Genomic DNA, 18,116 nt, shown 5'->3' on the forward strand with positions numbered 1-18,116 from the left:
GGCAATTTCGACGGGCGCCCCTGGCGCCCGTTTTTCATTTCCGCGCACGGAAACGGCGCCGGGGCGGATGCTCAGGACGCGACGACGTCGTCTTCGAGCGAGAACAGCGTGCGCAGGTGGCGGGCGACGCCCGCGTCGAAGTTGTTGCCGATCCGCGGGATGTGCGGCAGCCGCGCCACCAGGTCGGGGTTCGCGTTGTTCATCATGAACGCGTGACCGGCGGTTTCGAGCAGGTCGATGTCGTTCATGTTGTCGCCGAACGCGATGCAGTGGCCGGTATCGATGCCGAGCCGCGCGAGCACCGTGCGCAGCGCGCGCCCCTTCGACACGTTCGCGGTCATCACTTCGAGGCAGTCGGGCAGCGAGTACGTGACGTACAGCTTATCGCCGAACTGCACGCGCATCTGCTCGGCGACGACCGCCAGATCGGCCGGTTCGCCGATATACAGCACCTTCGCGATATCCGCGCCGTCGTGCGCGGCCATGTCGGTCACGTCGTACCGGAAGCCCGAATCCTGGTGGAATTCGAGCAGGTGCGGCGCGTCGCGGTCGATCAGCCAGCCGTCGTTGGTGAACAGGTTGACGATCACGCGGCCGTGCGCGCCGACAACTTCCGGCTGCACGAGGCGGCGCACGATCGCTGCGTCGACGTCCTGCGCGTGGATCCTCGTGTCGTCCGGCGCATGCACGCGCGCGCCGTTCGACGTGATCAGGTACGGCCGGATGCCGAGCACGTCGCGAATGCCGGCGACGTCCGCATAGTGGCGCCCCGTGGCGATCACGAACTGCACGCCGTCGCGGTCGAGCCGGCGCACGGTGTCGATCGTGTACGGGTCCAGCTGGTGGTCGCTGTTCAGCAGCGTACCGTCGAGATCGGTGGCGATGACTTTGTACATGGGACGGGAGAGCGGCGCGCGCGGCACGGAGGAAGCGTCATTCTAACGTCGTGCCCGGCGGCGCGCCGGGCGGTTGCCGGCCACGCGCCGCCCGGGGTGCCGCTGCGGCGCGGCATCCACCCCGCTCGCGCTCCGCTCAGCCGCCCTCCGTCGCCCGCAACGCCTGCAGCGCGAGCCGCAGCGCGCCATGCGCCGAATCGTCGAGCGGCGCGCGCAGCCGGGCGGCGTGCCGCGCCGGCACGGCCGGCGCGAGCGCGTCCGCCAGCCCGCCGCACAGCGCGACCGGCAGCGCCTGCCGAGGATCGAGCGCGTCGATCATCTTGCCGATCTCGTCGCCGGCCTGCGCGATCAGCGCGCTCGCGACCGGATGCGTGCGGTGCGCGAACACGATCGGCGCGAGACGCGCGTAGATCGTCTGATTCGCGTCGCATGACCACTGGACGAGCGCGTCGCGATCCGGCGCGCCGGTTTCCGCGAGCAGGGCCGTGGCGAACGCGTCGCGCGGCACGCGGCCGTCGAGCGCCTGTTGCGCATAGGCGAGCGCGCGCACGCCGAGCCACGCGCCGCTCGCCTCGTCGCCGGACGGAAAGCCGAAACCGCCCGCGATCCGGCACGCGCCGCCCGCATCGAGCGCCGCCGCGATGCTGCCGGTGCCGAGCGCGACGATGAGCCCCGGCGCGCCGCCATGCGCGCCGACGACGGTCGTATACGCGTCGCTCTCGATCGCGAGCGCGCCGAGCGGCGCCTGCGCGCGGAATGCGGCGAGCCACGCCGCGTTGTTGACGCCCGCGAGCCCGCAGCCAAGCGCGCACTGCGACCAGTCGAACGCGAGACCGGCGTGCGTGAACGCGTCCGCGCACGCCGCGCCGATCGACGCCCATGCGCGCTCGATGCCGAGACCGAGCCCCGACGGGCCGCCGCGCCCCTGCGCGAGCTCGCGCCCGTGCCGGTCGGCCAGCACCGCGCGCGTGCCCGTGCCGCCGCCGTCGATGCCGATCGCAAAAAGTAATGCCGCCATGCCTTCATCCCGCTGATTCGAACAGGCGCCAAGCTTAACCGGATCGGCGCCGCGCGCCCATCTGCCGTTCGGCCGGCTATCCCGCCAAAAGGGCTTCCGCTATGCTGGCGCGATCGAATCGATACTGAAAACGAGGCAGACGATGTCGCAGCGGTGCAACTGGGTGAAGACGGAAGCGGACGCTCACTACCACGATACCGAGTGGGGCGTGCCGTCGCACGACGATCGCCACCTGTTCGAAATGCTGATCCTGGAAGGCGCGCAGGCCGGGCTGTCGTGGTCGACGATCCTGAACAAGCGCGCGGGCTATCGCGAAGCGTTCGCCGATTTCGACGTCGATGCCGTCGCGCGCTTCACGCCCAAGCGCATCGAGAAATTGCTGGAGAACCCGGGCATCGTGCGCAACCGCGCGAAGGTCGAATCGGCGGTGACCAACGCGCGCGCGGTGCAGCGCATTCGCGAAGAGCATGGGTCGCTCGCCGCGTTCCTGTGGTCGTTCGTCGGCGACACGCCGATCCAGAATGCGTGGCAGTCGTACCGCGACGCGCCCGCGTCGACCGGGCAGTCCGACGCGCTCAGCAAGGCGTTGAAGGCGTACGGCTGCAAGTTCGTCGGCTCGACGATCTGCTATGCGCTGATGCAGGCAACCGGCATGGTCAACGATCACGAAGCCGGCTGCCCGTGCCACGCGCAGTGCGCGGCGCTCGGCGGCAAGCAGCCGGCACGTCGGCGCAAGGCGAGCTGACGGCGCAGGCGCAAACGTGGCGCCGGCGCTGCCCCGCGGCGGGTGCGCCGTCCGCGTGCTGCTTGCTGGTTGCCGCTTGCCGCCTAACCCTTACCGCGCGGCGCGCGACGACGACGTCGCCGGCACGACCGGCCGCGCGCTCCGCGCGGCCCGCGCGCGTGCGCTGCGCTTCTTCACCCAGATGCAGACGCCCGTCACGCTCAGCATCGCGATCACGATGCCGAGCACGCTCACGACCGCCCGTCCGGCGACCCCGGCGATCCGCCCCGAGTGCAGCGGAAACTGCGCCTGCATGAACAGGTCGCCGGCCGAACCGCGGCCCGGCACCTGCGCCGCGATGGGCTTGCCGGTCACCGCATTCCAGTACAGCCACGCATTGCCGAGCCCGACGTCGCCATGGTCGTTGCCCGGCGTGAAGAACCCGACCGCATAGGCATTCATCGCCGGCGCGAACAGCAGCGCGCCCGGCGGCGCGGCGAAACCCGCGTCGCGGCCGGCCGAGCGTGCGATCTCGACGATCCGTTCGCGCGGCAGCGCCTGGCTGCCCGGCCGGGCCGGCGGGAAATGTTCGGGATTCGTATACGGCGTTTCGGCGAGCGGCGAAACCAGCGACACCAGCGGGCGTACGACCGGAACGGCGAGGTTCATCGAGATCGACGTGACCGCGACGACGAGCAGCAGCCCCCACACCCACACGCCGCCCGAGCGGTGCAGGTCGAACACGAGCGGGTAGCCGCCGCGCCGCACGCGGAACGCGAACGACTTGCGCCAGCTTTTCAGGTTCGGAAACGCGAGCACGAGCGCGATCAGGCTGTCGATCGCCCACACGATGCCGACGACGCCCATCACCCAGAACCCGAAATTGATCCCGCCGTACACGGGCAGGAACAGCGAGTAGTGCAGCCGGTAGATGAACGGCATCAGGTCGAGCCGTGCGAGCGACAGTGCGCCCCATTCGCGGCGGCCCTGCACCGCGCCGGTCGCGGGATCGACGGCGATCTGGCTGAAACCGAGTGGGTACGGCCGGCCGGTCGCCGGATCGGTACGCGACATCACGCCCGCCTGCAGCGTGTGTCCCGGTTCGACCGCGAGCGGCAGATAGGTCACCTGCACGCGCGGATCGGCGGCCTCGATGCGCGCCGCGAGTTCGAGCGGCGCAAGCGGCGCCGCGCCGCTGCGCGCGGTATAGAAATCCGGGTTCAGCGCCGCGTCGAGCTCATGGTCCCACGCAATCAGCGCGCCGGTGAGCCCCGCGACGAACAGGAACAGCGCGATGGCGAGCCCGAACCAGCGGTGCAGGCGCACGAGAAACGGTCGCAGGAACGCATTCATCGCGTGCGCAGCGAAAGTAAAGCGGGCCGGCACGCGCGGCGGCCCCGATTCGACGGGATGCAGTCCATTGGATGTCGGGCGCCGCGCGGCGATCGTCCGGCCCGATCAGGCGAGGCCGGATGCCGTTGTACGCGGCATGGAATTGTTGCGCGGTCGGCGGGTGTTGATACGATCCGCGACATTCTATACCAATGAGAATGATTCTTACTTGCGTTTTTACGCAAGCACGGGCACGCGTGCGGGAGCGCGACAGCCGGCTGCCGGACAGTCGGCGGAAACCGACCCACGGCAACGATCCCGGGGTTTCCCGGCCCGCAAAAGCAAAACGGCGGAGCGGCCTCTTTCGAGGCACACTCCGCCGTTTCGCGGCGAACCGTCAGATGCTCTTAGTGGAGCTTCTTCGGCAGCATCTGGCTGCGCAGGCGCTTGTGCAGGCGCTTGACGGCTGCTGCCTTCTTGCGCTTGCGGACTGCGGTCGGCTTTTCGTAAGACTGGCGCTCACGCAGTTCAGCGATCAGGCCATTTTTTTCGATAGCGCGACGAAAGCGGCGAATCGCCACTTCGAACGGCTCGTTTTCTTTCAGAAGAATCGTCGTCATGTCGTTCCTAAATTGCTTAAACGGTCAAAAACGTAGCGGCCAAGCGCCACGCACCGGCCATCCGAGCGTCCCCACAACAGGCGAAACGAGCGGAAATACGGCCTCGGAGGCCGGAAAAGAGAGGCGGAAAGCACCGCGAGTACGCTTCACAACCGCGTGCAGCGCCGCGTTTGACTGCCAGCAGACATGCCGAAACCGGCAAAGGCGTGACAGAAAATCTCAATTCAGCCCGCCATGATAGCAGGGAATCACAGACAAAACCACCCTTTTGTCGGTCGCGGGCAAACGTTCCGCCCAACCGCGCGATTCTCGCGCCACGGCCGCCACGCCGCCCGCCATGCCCCATGCGCCTTCCCGGCGAAACCGATCCTTCGGTCCCGAATTTCCTCAAACATCCCGCTAAAGTTTTCGCCGGGTGCCGCCGTCAACCAGGAAAGGCGGGCAGCGCCAGACGCAAAAAAGCGCCACGCCGAAATCAGAACCTGTCTGTATCTCAGGCATTTTCCAAAACGAGGAAGCAAATGCTGAACATCAACACCAACATCCTTTCGCTGACGACGCAGACGAATCTGTCGGGCTCGCAAAGCGCACTGTCGCAAGCAATCAACCGCCTGTCGTCGGGCAAGCGCATCAACACCGCTGCTGACGATGCAGCAGGCCTGGCGATCTCGACGTCGCAAACGGCGGCAATCAATGCGCTGACGCAAGGTGTTGCAAACGCGAACAACGGCATCTCGATGATCCAGACCGCCAACGGCGCGCTGCAATCGACGGTCGACAACCTGCAGCGTATCCGTACGCTGGCGCAACAAGCAGGCGACGGCTCGCTGGATTCGAGCGCCCGCGCGAACCTGCAAGCTGAAGTGACGACGCGTCTCAGCGAAATCGACCGTGTCGCATCGCAAACGACGTTCAACAGCCAGACCATCCTGGGCGGCGCCGGCAGCGTCACGTTCCAGATCGGCGCAGCAGCGAACCAGGTCGTTACCGTCGACTTCGGCACGGCGAACTGGAACAGCACGGGCATGAGCGTGAACAGCCTGAGCGTCGCCACCCAGTCGGGCGCGCAATCGGCGATCACGGCGATCGACGCGGCACTGAAGCAAGTCAACACGTTCCAGGCAACGCTGGGCGCAGCACAGAACACGTTCCAGGCTGCGATCTCGACGACGCAAACCCAGGCAACCAACATGACCGCCGCTCGCTCGCAGATCACCGACGCGGACTTCGCGACGGAAACGGCGAACCTGAGCAAGGCGCAAGTGCTGCAGCAAGCTGGTATCTCGGTTCTGGCGCAAGCGAACTCGCTGCCGCAGCAAGTCCTGAAGCTCCTCGGCTAATCGAGCAGCACCCGCGGCGGGCCACGTGCCCGCCCGCCTCCGGGCACGGCGGCGTCGCCATGCGACGCATCGCGACGCCGCCGAAACCGCCCGGACCGGAATTCTCCAGGGAGGCACGCCTCCCTCTTTGCATTGAACCGCGGCGCCCCGCCGCATCGCGCACGTTGATTGCGCGGACGACCGGAGCAACGGCATGGCCACCACCCCCGTCAGCAGCACGGACATCAGCACCATCCTGGCGAATGCAGGTCAATCGATCATCAGCGGCGCGACCAATTCGACGCTCGACGTCAATACGCTCGTCACGACGCTGGTGAACGCGAAGACGGCCGGGCAATTGCAGGCCCTGCAGACCCGACAGACGAACGACAATACGCAGCTGTCCGCGATCGGCCAGCTGAAGGGCGCGCTGTCCGCGCTGCAGACCGCGCTCACCGGCCTCTCGGACGGCACCGCGCTCGGCAGCCTGGCCGCGACGGCGAGCGGCACGGGCATCGCGACGACGATCAAGAGCGGCAGCGGCGCGGTGGCCGGTTCGTATTCGGTCAATGTCACGCAGCTCGCGACCGCCAACAAACTGTCGTCGGCCGGCGTGACGTCGGCGGACACGATCTCGGCCGGCTCGCTGAGCATCACGTTCGGCAGCAATCCCGCGTTCAACGTCAACGTGGCGGCCGGCGCGTCGCTGTCCGACATCGCGTCGTCGATCAACTCCGCGTCCGGCAATGCCGGCGTCACCGCGTCGGTCATCACCGGTTCGGACGGCCAGCATCTCGTGATGCAGTCGAATGCCACCGGCGCGGCCAACACGATCTCGATCACGGGCACCGGCGTCAATTCGAAACTGACGTCGGGGTACACGACGGTCACGCCGGCCGCCGACGCGAAGCTGACGATCGACGGCACGCCGGTGTCGAGCGCGTCGAACAACGTGTCGGGCGCGCTGACGGGCGTCACGCTGGCGCTGTCGCAAGCCGCGGTCGGCACGACGCAAACCGTCACGCTGTCGCAGGACACGGCCGCGGCGACGACCGCGATCAACAATTTCGCGACCGCGTATACCAACTTCGTGAATACCGCGAAATCGCTGTCGAGCTACGACGCGACGGCGAAGACCGCCGGCCCGCTGCTCGGCGACGCGATGCTGAACACGATCAGGAGCACGCTCGCGACGACGCTCAGCAGCGGCGTCACGACGGGCGGCACGACCTATGCGCTCGGCAGCATCGGCATCAACGTGGACTCGACCGGCGCGATGTCGGTCGACACCGCCGCGCTGACCACCGCGCTCAAGTCGAACGGTTCCGCGGTGACGGCGATCTTCAACCAGACGAACGGCATCGCCCAGGCGCTCAATGCGAACATCAACTCGTACACGCAGACGTCCGGCCTGATCGACCAGCGCACCAACGCGATCAACGCCGATCTGAAGAGTGTGCAGGGTCAGGCGACGCAGCTGCAGAGCTACTCGGACCAGTTGACCAAGCAATACAATGCGCAGTTCACCGCGCTGAACACGCTGATGGCGACGATGGCGAACAACACCCGCTACCTGACCCAGCTGTTCGGCGGCCAGAACAGCGCCGGCGCGATGGCCAACAACAAGTAAGCCTCGGCCGCCCCCCTTCGGAGCAGAACCATGACGAACGACACCCTGTCCCGCGCCTTCGACCTGACCCGTGCCATGCAGTCGGCGGCGGACGCACGCGACTGGGTGCGCGTCGCGGCACTCGTCGACGAACGCTCGCCGCTGCTGATGAACCTGTCCGGCGAGCAGACCCCGGACGTGCTGGACCAGGTGCGGCAGATCATGGCGATCGACGCGTCGATCACCGAGCATGCGCAGACGGACCGAGACCGCCTGGCTGCGGAATTTGCACAGTCCCGGGAGCGGATCAAGGCCGCGAGCCAGTACCAGAAAGCCGGCATGCTGTGACCGGCCGGGCGTGTCACCCGCCGCGCACGTCGAATTAAAAGACGCCGCCAGTCGAGCGGTCCGTTGTCGCCGTACCGTCGAGCCGCTTCAATGCGGCTTTTTTTTCGCCTGCAGGCGGGAACGCGAGCCTGATCGCACCGGCTACGCCCGCGTCGCCCGCTCGACGGCCGCGTCGATCATCTCGGGCGGCCGGCCCGACGATGCGCGAGCGCGGCTTCCTGCCGTGGCGCGATCCCGCTCGTCACGCGTCCCGGGGCGCCGTCTCGCCGGACGCGTAGCAGGCCCACATGCCGTGCAGCGCATCCTCGAGGTTGCGTGCGAAGCGCGACGCATCGCACAGCGGCGACGCCAGCGCCCGCTCGCGCAGCGTTGCACGCAGCGTCGCCAGCCCGTCGCGGTCGCGCGCGAACGCGACGGCCTTCGCGAGGTACGCATCCTCGTCTTCCGCGATCCAGTCGCCCATGCCCGCCGCGTGCAGCAGGCTCTCGCAAATATGCGTGACGAACCGGCTGCCCTTCATCCCGAGCACCGGCACGCCCATCCACAGCGCTTCGGCCGTGGTCGTGCCGCCCGGGTACGGGAACGGGCTCAGCGCGATGTCGATGCGGTTATACGCGGCGAAGTACGCCGCACGCGGCGAACCGCCTTCGAGAATCAGCCGATCCGCGCCGATGCCGTGCCGCGCGAAGCGGTCGAGCGTCGCCCGGTTCACGTCGCCGGCGCCGAGCTCATGGGCCTTCAGCAGCAGGCGTGCGTCCGGCAGGGCGTGCAGGATGCGCGACCACAGCGCGACGACCTCGTCGCTGATCTTGATCAGCTTGCCGAAGCAGCCGAACGTGACGCCGCCATGAGCCGCCATCGGCAGCGGGCCGACCGCGACATCGTACGGCGGCGGCGTGAAGCACAGGTAGCTGTCCGGCAGCCGCCACGGCCGCTCGGTGAAGTGATGCGCCTCGTCGGCCGGTAGCGTATGCGCATCGCCGATGAAATAGTCGATCGCGCGGCAACCGGTCGTCGCGAAGAAACCGAGCCAGCTCGCCTGCACCGGCGCGGGCTTGTGCCCGAAGATCGGCAGGCCGCTCCAGTTGGTGTGGCCTGCCATATCGATCAGGATGTCGATGCCGTCGTCGCGAATCAGTTGCGCGGCCTCCTCGCGGCCCAGGCTGACCAGCTTCTTCCAGCTCGCGAAGTTCGGCCTGAGCCGCGCGGTCACGTCGTCCTCGCCGACGAAGGTCACATAGGCATGCGGCTCGATGCGCGACCGGTCGATCCGCGCGAGCACGCTTTCAAGGAAGATGCCGACCGGGTGCTGCCGCAGGTCGCCCGACACGAAGCCGACGCGCAGCGGCCGCCCCTGCGCCTGCGCGACGCGCTGCGCGCGGTCGTGCTCGAACGGGTGCGCGTCGCGCTCGAGATGCTCGCCGTAGCGGCGCGCTTCGGCGACCCACTCCTGCGGCTCGAACGCGGGTGAGCTCGACATGTTGAACAGCATCCGCGAGTACGCGCGATGCAGGTCGTGCCGGATCGCCGAGCGGAACGCATCCAGCGCGCCGGCGAGATCCCCTTTCGCCCACAGGATGTCGCCGAGCGTCATCTGGACCTTCAGCGGATCGATGCCGAGCGCCCTCGCGATCTCGGTGTGCTTCATCGCCTCGTCGAGCTTCTCGAGCCGAAACAGCGCGGCGGCGAGGTTGTGATGCGCGTCGGCATCGTCCGGGTTCAGGTCGATCGCATGCCGGTGGCTCAACTCCGCGGCGGCCAGCAAGTTGAGGTTGTGATACGCGAAGCCCAGGAAGTTGTATGCGTCGGCCAGTTCGGGATCGAGCTCGATCGCACGCCGGCACACCTGCACCGCCTGCCCGTATTCGCCCTGCTGGTTGCGCAAATCGCCGAGCCACGCCCATGCCTGTGCATGCGCGGGGTCGATCGCGACCGCCTGCTCGAGCAGTTCGAGCGCCTTGTCGAAATCGCCGATGCGCTGCAGCAACCTTGCCAGCACGCAGTGCGCATCTGCGTCGCCCGGATCGAGCCCTTCGCGCGCATGGTCGATCGCGCCGTGCAGATCACCGGCCGCGCGCAGCGTCGCGCTCAGCCCCCGGTGCGCGACACGGAAGCCCGGTTGCAGCGCGATGGCGCGACGATAGGCATCCACGGCATCATCGAATTTCTCCTGCGCATGCAGCGCGTTGCCGAGATTGCAGTACGCATCCGCGTACCGCGGCTGGTGCGCGACGGCCTTGGCGTAGCTCGCGGCCGCCGCTTCGTGCTCGCCCAGGTCCTGCAGCGCGTTGCCGAGATTGTTGTACGCCTCCGCATAACCGGGGCGCAGCTCGATCGCGCGCGCGCAGCTCTGCATCGCGGCCGCCGGCTCGCGAGCGTCGCGCAACGCGTTGCCGAGGTTGTTGTGCGCCTCCGGATAGTCCGGTCGCAGCCCCACCGCGCGCCGGTAGTGCACGATCGCGTCGTCGAGCCGGCCGCTTTCGCGCAGCATGTTGCCCAGGTTGTTGAAGTACGACGCATCCGGCCGCGCGACGAGCGATTGCTCCATCAGCGCGAGCCCCGCGTCGTACTGCTTCAGCTGGCACGCGAGCAGCCCGAGGAAATGCAGCGCATCCGGCTGGCCCGGCTGCGCAGTGAGGATCGCGTCGTACAGTGTCTTCGCTTCCGCGAGACGCCCCGCCTGATGATGCGCCAGCGCGGACTGCAGCGTGTCGTGGATATCGTTCATGCTTCGTGTTCCGAGTTCGTATAGCGTTGCCACATGCCGATGAACGCCGCTTCGAGATGCGCCGCGAACCGGCGCGCGTCGCACAACGGCGACGCGAGCAGCCGCGCGCGCAGCCCGGCGCGCAGCGTCGCGAGCTGCTCGCGATCGCGCACCGCCGCGATCGCCTTCGCGACGTAGGCGTCCTCGCCGTCAGCGACCCATTCGCCCATGCCCGCCGCATGCAGCACGCTTTCGCAGATGTGCGTGACGAACCGGCCGCCCTTCATCCCGAGCACCGGCACGCCCATCCACAGCGCTTCGGCCGTGGTCGTGCCGCCCGGGTACGGGAACGGGCTCAGCGCGACGTCGATGCGGTTATAGGCGCCGAAGTATTCCGCGCGCGGCGAACCGCCCTCGAGGATCAGCCGGTCCGCGTCGATGCCATGCCGCGCGAAGCGCGCGGCGGTCGCGTCGCGCACGCCCTCGCGACCGAGTTCGTGCGCCTTGAGCAGCAGCCGCGCGTTCGGCAGCGCATGCAGGATGCGCGACCACGCGCGCACGACGTCGTCGCCGATCTTCACGAGCTGGCCGAAGCAACCTAACGTCGGATGGCCGCTCGCCGCCATCGGCAGCGGGCCGACGTCGACGTCGCAGGCCGGCGGCGTGAAGCACAGGAAGCTGTCCGGCAGCCGCCACGGCTTCTCGACGAAGTGATGCGCTTCGGCGTCCGGCAGCGTGTAGCGGTCGCCGATGAAGTAGTCGATCGCGTCGCAGCCGGTCGACGCGAAGAAACCGAGCCAGCTCGCCTGCACCGGCGCGGGTTTCCAGCCGAACACGGGGAGTCCGCTCGATTGCGTATGGCCCGCGAGGTCGACGAGAACGTCGATTTCGTCGTCGTGAATCATCCGCGCGGCCAGGTCCGGACCCAGCGCGGCGATCGAGCGCCAGCCGTTCGCGTGCGGCTTCAGTTTCGCGGTGATCGCGTCCTCCTCGTCCGTGGTCACGTACACGCGCAGGTCGATGCGCGTGCGCTCGAGGTGCGCGAGCACGCTTTCCAGGAAGATGCCGACCGGGTGCAGGCGCAGGTCGCCGGACACGAAGCCGACGCGCAGCGGCCGCCCTTGCGCGCGCGCGGCCCGCTCGCGCGGATCGTGCGCATGGCGCGTCGAACGCGCGGCCAGGTGCCGGCCGTAGCGCCGCGCGTCGGCCAGGTAGTCGGCGGGGTTCACGCAAGCGGACGCCGCCGCGCTGAACAGCAGCCGGTTCAGCACGGTCGCCGCGACGTCGTCGGCGTCGTCGCGCACCAGCGCCAGCGCATCGCGATACGCGTGGACCGCGGCATCGACGTTGCCCTGCGCGCGCAGGATGTCGCCGAGATTGACGTGCATCAACACGGCCGGCGGACCGGCCTGCAACGCCTGCCGGCAATACACGAGCGCCTCGTCGAGCCGCTGCAGCTTCAACAGCACGACGGACAGGTTGTGGCACGCGCCGGCGTCCGCCGGATTGAGCGTGACGGCCGTGCGATGGCACGCTTGCGCATCCTCGAGCCGGTTCAGTCCGTGATACGCGTTGCCCGCGTGGTTATGTGCTTCAGCGAGGTTCGGCGCGAGCCGGATCGCGTCCTGCGCATGCGCGAGCGCTTCCGCGCAGCGCAGTTGCTTGTGACGCACGGCGCTCAGGTTCGCGTGGGCCATCGCCATCGACGCATCCAGCTCGATCGCGCGGCCGTAATGCGTGGCGGCGCCATCGAGGTCGCCCAGATCCTGCAGCGCATTGCCGAGGTTGTTGTACGCCTGCGCATAACCGGGGCGCAGCTCGATCGCGCGCGCGCAGCTCTGCATCGCGGCCGCCGGCTCGCGTGCGTCGCGCAACGCGTTGCCGAGGTTGTTGTGCGCCTCCGGATAGTCCGGCCGCAGCGCCACCGCGCGCCGATAGTGCGCAATCGCGTCGTCGAGCCGGCCGCTTTCGCGCAGCATGTTGCCCAGGTTGTTGAAGTACGACGCATCCGGCCGCGCGACGAGCGATTGCTCCATCAGCGCGAGCCCCGCGTCGTACTGCTTCAGCTGGCACGCGAGCAGCCCGAGGAAATGCAGCGCATCCGGCTGGCCCGGCTGCGCGGTGAGGATCGCGTCGTACAGCGTCTTCGCTTCCGCGAGACGCCCCGCCTGATGATGCGCGAGCGCCGCCTGCAATGCCTGTCCTGTTCCGTCCATCTCGTCTGCTTTGCTCATTAGGAATGCGGATCGTGTCCGAAGCCGATCCGCCTGCCGCCGTGTCCGATCATCACGACCGACGCCGCCATCCCATCGCGCGCCATCCCGACGACGGTGTCGCGCACGCGCCACCGGTCGGAATGACGATCACGTCGGCCGGCGCGGTGTTCGGCGCGAGGGCCGCCATGTTCCGCTTGCCGCCACCGTGGAAATGCCCACGCACGTCAAGTCGTAGGCGGCCTCACACGGATGCGACCGGCGCGGCTTCGACGTGCTGCGCCCACATGCCGTGCAGTGCGTCCTCAAAGTGGCGCGCGAAGCGGGGCGCGTCGCACAGCGGCGACGCGAGCACCTGCGCGCGCAGCGTCGTGCGCAGCGCCGCCAGCTCGGCCGGCTGGCCAACCTGCGCGACGGCCTTCGCGACATACGCGGCGTCGTCGGCCGCGATCCACTCGGGCAGCCGCGCCGAATGCAGCAGGCTCTCGGCGATGTGCGACAGGAAGCGCTCGCCGCGCCGGCACAGCACGGGCACGCCCATCCACAGCGCTTCGGCGGTCGTCGTGCCGCCCGGATACGGGAACGGGCTCAGCATCAGGTCGACACGCCGGTACGCGGCCAGGTATTCGGCGCGCGGCGAGCGGCCTTCGAGGATCAGGCGCTGCGCGCCGATGCCGTGCGCCGCGAAGCGCGCGGCAAGCGCCTGCTGCTCGCGCGGATCGTCGAGATGCTCGGCCTTCACGAACAGCTTTGCGCCCGTGACCGATTGCAGCACGCGCGACCAGACCGCGACGACGCGATCGGTGATCTTCGCGAGCTTGCCGAAATAGCCGAAGGTCGGATGGCCGTTCGCGAGCATCGGCAGCGCGCCGACGTCGACAGGCTCGGCCGGCGGCGTGAAGCACAGATAGCTGTCCGGCAGGTGCCACGGCCGCTCGGTGAAATGCGCGGCCTCGGCGGGCGGCAGCACGTGACGGTCGCCGATCACGTAGTCGATCGCGCCCACGCCGGTGCTCGCGAAATAACCGGGCCAGCTCGCCTGCAGCGGCGCCGGCTTCCACGCGAACAGCGGCAGGCGGTTGTAGACCGTGTGGCCCGCCGCGTCGAGCAGCACGTCGATGCGGTCCGCGCGGACACGCGCAGCCGCCGCTTCGTCGCTCAGGCCGGCGATGCTGGTCCATGTCGAGAAGGCCGGCTTGATGCGGGCGGTCACGTCGTCCTCGACGTCGCGCGTCGGGTACGCATGCATCTCGATCCGGTTCGCGTCGAGATGCTTCAGCATGCTCTCGATGAAATAGCCGACCGGATGCGCCTTCAGGTCGCCCGACACGATGCCGACCTTCAGCGGCCGCCCGACCCGGGGAGCCAGGTCGACGAGCCAGTCCGTCCACGGCTTCGCGCACCGCGTGACGAGTTCGTCGTAGCGCGCGGCCTCGGCGAGATAGGCGTCGTGGTCGAACGCTTCGCTGAAGTGGCTCGCGAACAGCAGGTTGCTGCGCGGCTCCGGCAGTTCGGGGCGCAGCGCGACCGCGTGCCGGTAAGCCTCGAGCGCGGCCGGAATCTCGTTCAGGTCGAACAGCGCATTCGCAACGTTGTTGTAGGCCTGGCCGTTGTCCGGCTTCAGCGCAATGGCCTGGCAGAACGCATCGACGGCCGCGCGCGCGTCGCCGGCGAGCCGCAGCGCGTTGCCGAGGTTGTTGTACGCATCGACGTAGTCGGGTCGCAGCTCGATTGCGAGACGGAAGCACTCGGCGGCGGCGGCGTGACGGTTGTCCGCCTGCATCACGTTGCCGAGGTTGTAGTAGTACATCGCGTCCGGCCGGATCTCGATCGCCGCCATGATCAGGTCGGATGCCTCCTGATAGCGCCCGTACTGATGGCCGATCAGGCCGAGGAGGTGAAGCGCGTCCGCGTGCCGGGGATCGGTGTCGAGGATCTGCCGGTACAGCGTCTCGGCCTCTTCCAGCCGGTCGGCCTGATGGTGCGCCAGCGCCTGTTCGATCGTGGCGGCGGCGGGGGAGGTGGGCATCATGAGCTTTGTCGTCCTGGTAGCCAATACGGGATTCGAATCGCGGCCGGCGCCGCTGCGTCGGCACACGCCTTCGCCCGCGGACGCACGCACCGACGGTCTCCGACGTGTCCGAATTCTCCACGCGCACGCCGCGTTCCAATTTGGCGAGCAGGTGCTGGAATTGGTCGCTATTCCCGCGACTGCAAGCCGCCCCCGCGGGCGCCCCGAATTCGCGCCGGACACGCGCGCATCCATCGAAATGCGGGGTGAAACCACCCGCTAATCCGACATTCGATCCTGGCGGCGCTCGCTAGACTTGATCGTAGAAAGATGTCCGACCTGCGACGCTCGGACGGTTGCGCATTCCGATGCCACCGTGCCGACACGCGCTCGTCCGGTCACACCCTTTGCGCCTGGAGCCCTGTGTATGCACGAATCAGCGATCATCACCAACGCAGATGGCGATCAGCTCGCGGCGCGCCGCGAACTGTTCGACCTGATGCAGACCTACCCCGCGACGCGCGAGGAACTGGAACGGTCGCTCGGCCTGTTCGTGCGCGGCTCGCTCCTCGCACGCATTCTCGCGACCTTCGAGATTTATCAAAAAATCGTGCCGCTGCCGGGCGCGATCCTCGATCTCGGCACGTGGCGCGGGCAGACCGCCGTGCTGTGCGAGAACTTCCGCGCGATTCTCGAGCCGCTGAACTTCCAGCGCCGGATCCACGCATTCGATACGTTCACGGGCTACACGGGCTTCGCCGAGCACGACACCCGCGACCGCAAGCTGTTCTCCGACGGCACGTACTCGCTGTCCGGCGAGTACGCCGACCTGCTGCGCAAGCTGCTGAACCTGCACGAGCGCAGCAACGCGATGGGACACGTGCATGACAAGCACCACGTGTGGGAAGGCGACTGCCGCGACACGCTGGCGGCGTTCGACGAAGCGCATCCCGGCGAGATGGTCGCGCTCGCGTGGTTCGACCTGAACGTGATCGAGCCGACCCGGCACGCGTTCGACGCGGTGATGGAGCGGCTGGTGCCCGGCGGCGTCGTCGCGTTCTGGCAGCTCACCCGCGGCGGCCAGCTGCCCGCGGAAGGCGTCCATTACCTGCGCGACCTGCTCGGCAACCGTCCGCACCAGATCCACAAGGCGGCGGCCTATCCGTCGCTCTGCTACCTGTCATTCCCCGAAGGTGGAGGCGCACGCAAATGAAAATCGCCATCCTCGGCAACGGCATTCTCGGCCTGATGACGGCCCGAGCATGGCAGCAGGCCGACGCGGGCGTCGAGCTCGTGATCGTCGGCCACGCGCATCGGCCCGGCTCGGCCACGCGCGCTGCGGCGGCGATGCTCAATTCGTTCACCGAGCTGGAAGGCGATTCGCTCGGCACGCCGATCGACCGCTTCAAGTTCGAGCTGAGCCGCGGCGCGACGGCGGCCTGGCCCGCCGTATTCGCTGAAATCTGCACGCCGGCGCGCGCGGTCGCGCACGGCTTCGGCACCTTCGTGCTGAACAACGCGGCGACCGACGCGCTCGACGACGAGAACTTCGCGGCCATGCAGCGGTTCTGCCGCGAATTCGAGGAGCCCTGCGAGGCGGTCGATCCGTCAGGCATCCCGAACTATCATCCGGACCCGCGCTATCGCGCGCTGAGGGCGGTCTTCCTGAAACGCGAAGGCTGGGTCAATCCCAAACAGTTTCTCGACGCGCTGACCGCGTCGGTTGCGCAAGCCGGCAACGTGCGCTTCATCGACGCCGAGGTCGAGCGGCTCGACACCGCGGCCGGACGCGTCACCGGGGCGCGCCTGTCCGATGGCAGCGTGCTCGGCGCGGACCGCTTCATCCTCTGCAACGGCGCCAACGTGACGCGCGTGCTGCAGGCGAGCCTGCCCGAGCTGCCGGTGCAGCGGATGTTCTACGGCATCGGCATGTCGATCGAACTGCAGAGCACGGAGAACGTGCACACGCACTGCGTGCGCACGACCAACCGCGGCCTCGCGTGCGGTGTGTATTCGGCGCCGTACGGGCCCGACCGGACCCTCGTCGGCGCCAGCAACTACATCAGCCCGGTGCCGCACGAGCACGGCCACGCCGGCAGCGCGTACACGCTGCTCAAGTCCGCGATGGACCAGATCAACACCCGCTTCTCGCGCGCGAACCTGGTCAACGTCAACGTCGGCTGGCGGCCGACGACGTCCGACCTGTATCCGCTGTTCGGCGAAACGAGCGTGCGCGACCTGTGGATTCTCGGCGGCACCAAGCGCGACGGCTTCCACCTGTCGCCGGTGCTGTGCCGCGATCTCGTCGCGGCGATGCGCGGCGAACCGATCGATCCGCGCTACGCGGAACTCGCGCCCGAACGCCCGCTGATCCGCAACATGACGCGCGAGGCGGCGATCGCGAAGACGGTACGCCATCAGATCAATGCCGCGTACCAGCACGACTTCGTGCCGGCGCGCAACCGCATGGTCGAACAGCTTCGGAACGCGATGCGCGCGGACCTGGAGGCGCTGCACGACAAGCTGGGCGCAACGGACTGGGGCATTCCGCCCGAGCTCGTCGACATGTACCGGTACGGCCACATTCCGGCATGAGCGGTGCGACCATGAACCGCGACGCGAAGCGGGTGGCGATCGTCCAGTCCAACTACATTCCGTGGAAGGGCTACTTCGACCTGATCGCCGCCAGCGACGAGTTCATCCTCTACGATGACGCGCAGTACACGCGCCGCGACTGGCGCAACCGCAACCAGATCAAGACGCCGCAGGGCGTGCAATGGCTGAGCGTGCCGGTGAAGGTGAAGGGCAAGTATCACCAGTCGATCCGCGAAACCGAGATCGACGGCGCCGACTGGGCGCCGCTGCACTGGAAGGCCCTGCAGCAGAACTATGCGCGCGCGCCGCACTTCGCGCGCTATGCGGACGAGCTCGAAGCGCTCTACACCGGTCGCACCTACGGGATGCTGAGCGAGCTGAATGTCGCGATGCTGACGTGGGTCCTGCGGCAACTGGAAATCGGCACGCGCGTGTCGTCGACGTCGGACTATGCGCTCCACGGCGACCGCACCGAGAAACTGCTGAACCTGTGCGTGCAGGCGGGCGCGTCCGAGTACCTGTCCGGCCCGGCCGCGCGCAGCTACCTCGACGAGAACCTGTTCGCCGATGCCGGCGTCGCGGTGCGCTGGTTCGACTATCCGAGCTATCCCGAGTATCCGCAGCAGTGGGGCGACTTCGTCCACGGCGTGACCGTGCTCGACGTGCTGTTCAACTGCGGTCCCGACGCGCGTCGGTACGCGCTGACCTCGAAAGACTGAGGCGA

General features: G+C 68.2%; 15 protein-coding genes. 8 read left to right on the plus strand and 7 right to left on the minus strand.

The window, feature by feature from the left end; genetic code table 11:
• Nucleotides 1-71: 71 nt before the first annotated feature.
• On the minus strand, nucleotides 72-896 hold the full coding sequence (locus J8I33_RS25785; RefSeq protein ID WP_050015975.1) for a Cof-type HAD-IIB family hydrolase: 825 nt from the start codon (nucleotides 894-896) through the stop codon (nucleotides 72-74).
• A 136-nt stretch (nucleotides 897-1,032) separates the two neighbouring features.
• Nucleotides 1,033-1,914 carry a BadF/BadG/BcrA/BcrD ATPase family protein gene (locus J8I33_RS25790; protein ID WP_209939388.1) on the minus strand — a complete coding sequence of 294 codons (882 nt, stop codon included), beginning with the start codon at nucleotides 1,912-1,914 and terminating at the stop codon, nucleotides 1,033-1,035.
• Nucleotides 1,915-2,056: 142 nt separating this feature from the next.
• Between J8I33_RS25790 and J8I33_RS25795 the strand changes: the two genes are divergently transcribed.
• On the plus strand, nucleotides 2,057-2,659 hold the full coding sequence (locus J8I33_RS25795) for a DNA-3-methyladenine glycosylase I (RefSeq protein ID WP_050015971.1): 603 nt from the start codon (nucleotides 2,057-2,059) through the stop codon (nucleotides 2,657-2,659).
• Nucleotides 2,660-2,749: 90 nt separating this feature from the next.
• On the opposite strand, the gene J8I33_RS25800 is transcribed toward J8I33_RS25795, so the two are convergent.
• Nucleotides 2,750-3,991 carry a PepSY-associated TM helix domain-containing protein gene (locus tag J8I33_RS25800; RefSeq protein ID WP_209939389.1) on the minus strand — a complete coding sequence of 414 codons (1,242 nt, stop codon included), beginning with the start codon at nucleotides 3,989-3,991 and terminating at the stop codon, nucleotides 2,750-2,752.
• Between the two features lie 386 nt (nucleotides 3,992-4,377).
• A complete protein-coding gene (gene rpsU, locus J8I33_RS25805) occupies nucleotides 4,378-4,590 on the minus strand; it encodes a 30S ribosomal protein S21 (protein WP_006401410.1) in 213 nt (70 codons plus the stop codon).
• A gap of 521 nt (nucleotides 4,591-5,111) precedes the next feature.
• On the opposite strand from rpsU, the gene J8I33_RS25810 reads away from it, so the two are divergent.
• The 3 genes from J8I33_RS25810 to J8I33_RS25820 all read left to right on the plus strand — a co-directional run bounded on the left by J8I33_RS25810 (nucleotide 5,112) and on the right by J8I33_RS25820 (nucleotide 7,866).
• Nucleotides 5,112-5,930: a flagellin domain-containing protein gene (locus tag J8I33_RS25810; RefSeq protein ID WP_027783219.1), complete on the plus strand. Its 819-nt coding sequence runs from the start codon at nucleotides 5,112-5,114 to the stop codon at nucleotides 5,928-5,930.
• A gap of 193 nt (nucleotides 5,931-6,123) precedes the next feature.
• Nucleotides 6,124-7,539, plus strand: a complete 1,416-nt coding sequence (fliD, locus tag J8I33_RS25815; protein WP_124631979.1) for a flagellar filament capping protein FliD — start codon at nucleotides 6,124-6,126, stop codon at nucleotides 7,537-7,539.
• A 30-nt stretch (nucleotides 7,540-7,569) separates the two neighbouring features.
• Nucleotides 7,570-7,866, plus strand: a complete 297-nt coding sequence (locus J8I33_RS25820; RefSeq protein ID WP_050015963.1) for a flagellar protein FliT — start codon at nucleotides 7,570-7,572, stop codon at nucleotides 7,864-7,866.
• A gap of 241 nt (nucleotides 7,867-8,107) precedes the next feature.
• Here J8I33_RS25820 and J8I33_RS25825 read toward each other — a convergent pair whose 3' ends face one another.
• The 3 genes from J8I33_RS25825 to J8I33_RS25835 form a co-directional block, all read right to left on the minus strand.
• Nucleotides 8,108-10,594 (minus strand): tetratricopeptide repeat protein, encoded by a 2,487-nt coding sequence (locus J8I33_RS25825; RefSeq protein ID WP_209939390.1) that lies wholly within the window; start codon nucleotides 10,592-10,594, stop codon nucleotides 8,108-8,110.
• The gene (locus tag J8I33_RS25830; RefSeq protein ID WP_209939407.1) at nucleotides 10,591-12,789 is read right to left on the minus strand and encodes a tetratricopeptide repeat protein; all 2,199 of its coding nucleotides are present in this window, start codon (nucleotides 12,787-12,789) and stop codon (nucleotides 10,591-10,593) included. The genes J8I33_RS25825 and J8I33_RS25830 overlap by 4 nt, the downstream gene beginning before the upstream one ends.
• Nucleotides 12,790-13,030: 241 nt before the next feature.
• Nucleotides 13,031-14,818, minus strand: a complete 1,788-nt coding sequence (locus J8I33_RS25835; RefSeq protein WP_209939391.1) for a tetratricopeptide repeat protein — start codon at nucleotides 14,816-14,818, stop codon at nucleotides 13,031-13,033.
• Between J8I33_RS25835 and J8I33_RS25840 the strand changes: the two genes are divergently transcribed.
• From J8I33_RS25840 to J8I33_RS25855, 4 genes are all read left to right on the plus strand, one after another.
• Entirely contained in the window at nucleotides 14,817-15,080 is a 264-nt protein-coding gene (locus tag J8I33_RS25840) for a hypothetical protein (protein WP_209939392.1), read from the plus strand. The two genes, J8I33_RS25835 and J8I33_RS25840, sit on opposite strands and share 2 nt — an antisense overlap.
• A gap of 144 nt (nucleotides 15,081-15,224) precedes the next feature.
• Entirely contained in the window at nucleotides 15,225-16,010 is a 786-nt protein-coding gene (locus J8I33_RS25845) for a class I SAM-dependent methyltransferase (protein ID WP_069246845.1), read from the plus strand.
• Nucleotides 16,007-17,392 (plus strand): FAD-binding oxidoreductase, encoded by a 1,386-nt coding sequence (locus J8I33_RS25850; RefSeq protein WP_209939393.1) that lies wholly within the window; start codon nucleotides 16,007-16,009, stop codon nucleotides 17,390-17,392. Before J8I33_RS25845 ends, J8I33_RS25850 begins: the two co-directional genes overlap by 4 nt.
• Nucleotides 17,389-18,111: a WbqC family protein gene (locus J8I33_RS25855; RefSeq protein ID WP_124594424.1), complete on the plus strand. Its 723-nt coding sequence runs from the start codon at nucleotides 17,389-17,391 to the stop codon at nucleotides 18,109-18,111. The genes J8I33_RS25850 and J8I33_RS25855 overlap by 4 nt, the downstream gene beginning before the upstream one ends.
• Nucleotides 18,112-18,116: the final 5 nt, after the last annotated feature.

It is taken from the genome of Burkholderia sp. AcTa6-5 (assembly GCF_017815075.1).
Taxonomy (GTDB): Bacteria; Pseudomonadota; Gammaproteobacteria; order Burkholderiales; family Burkholderiaceae; genus Burkholderia; species Burkholderia sola.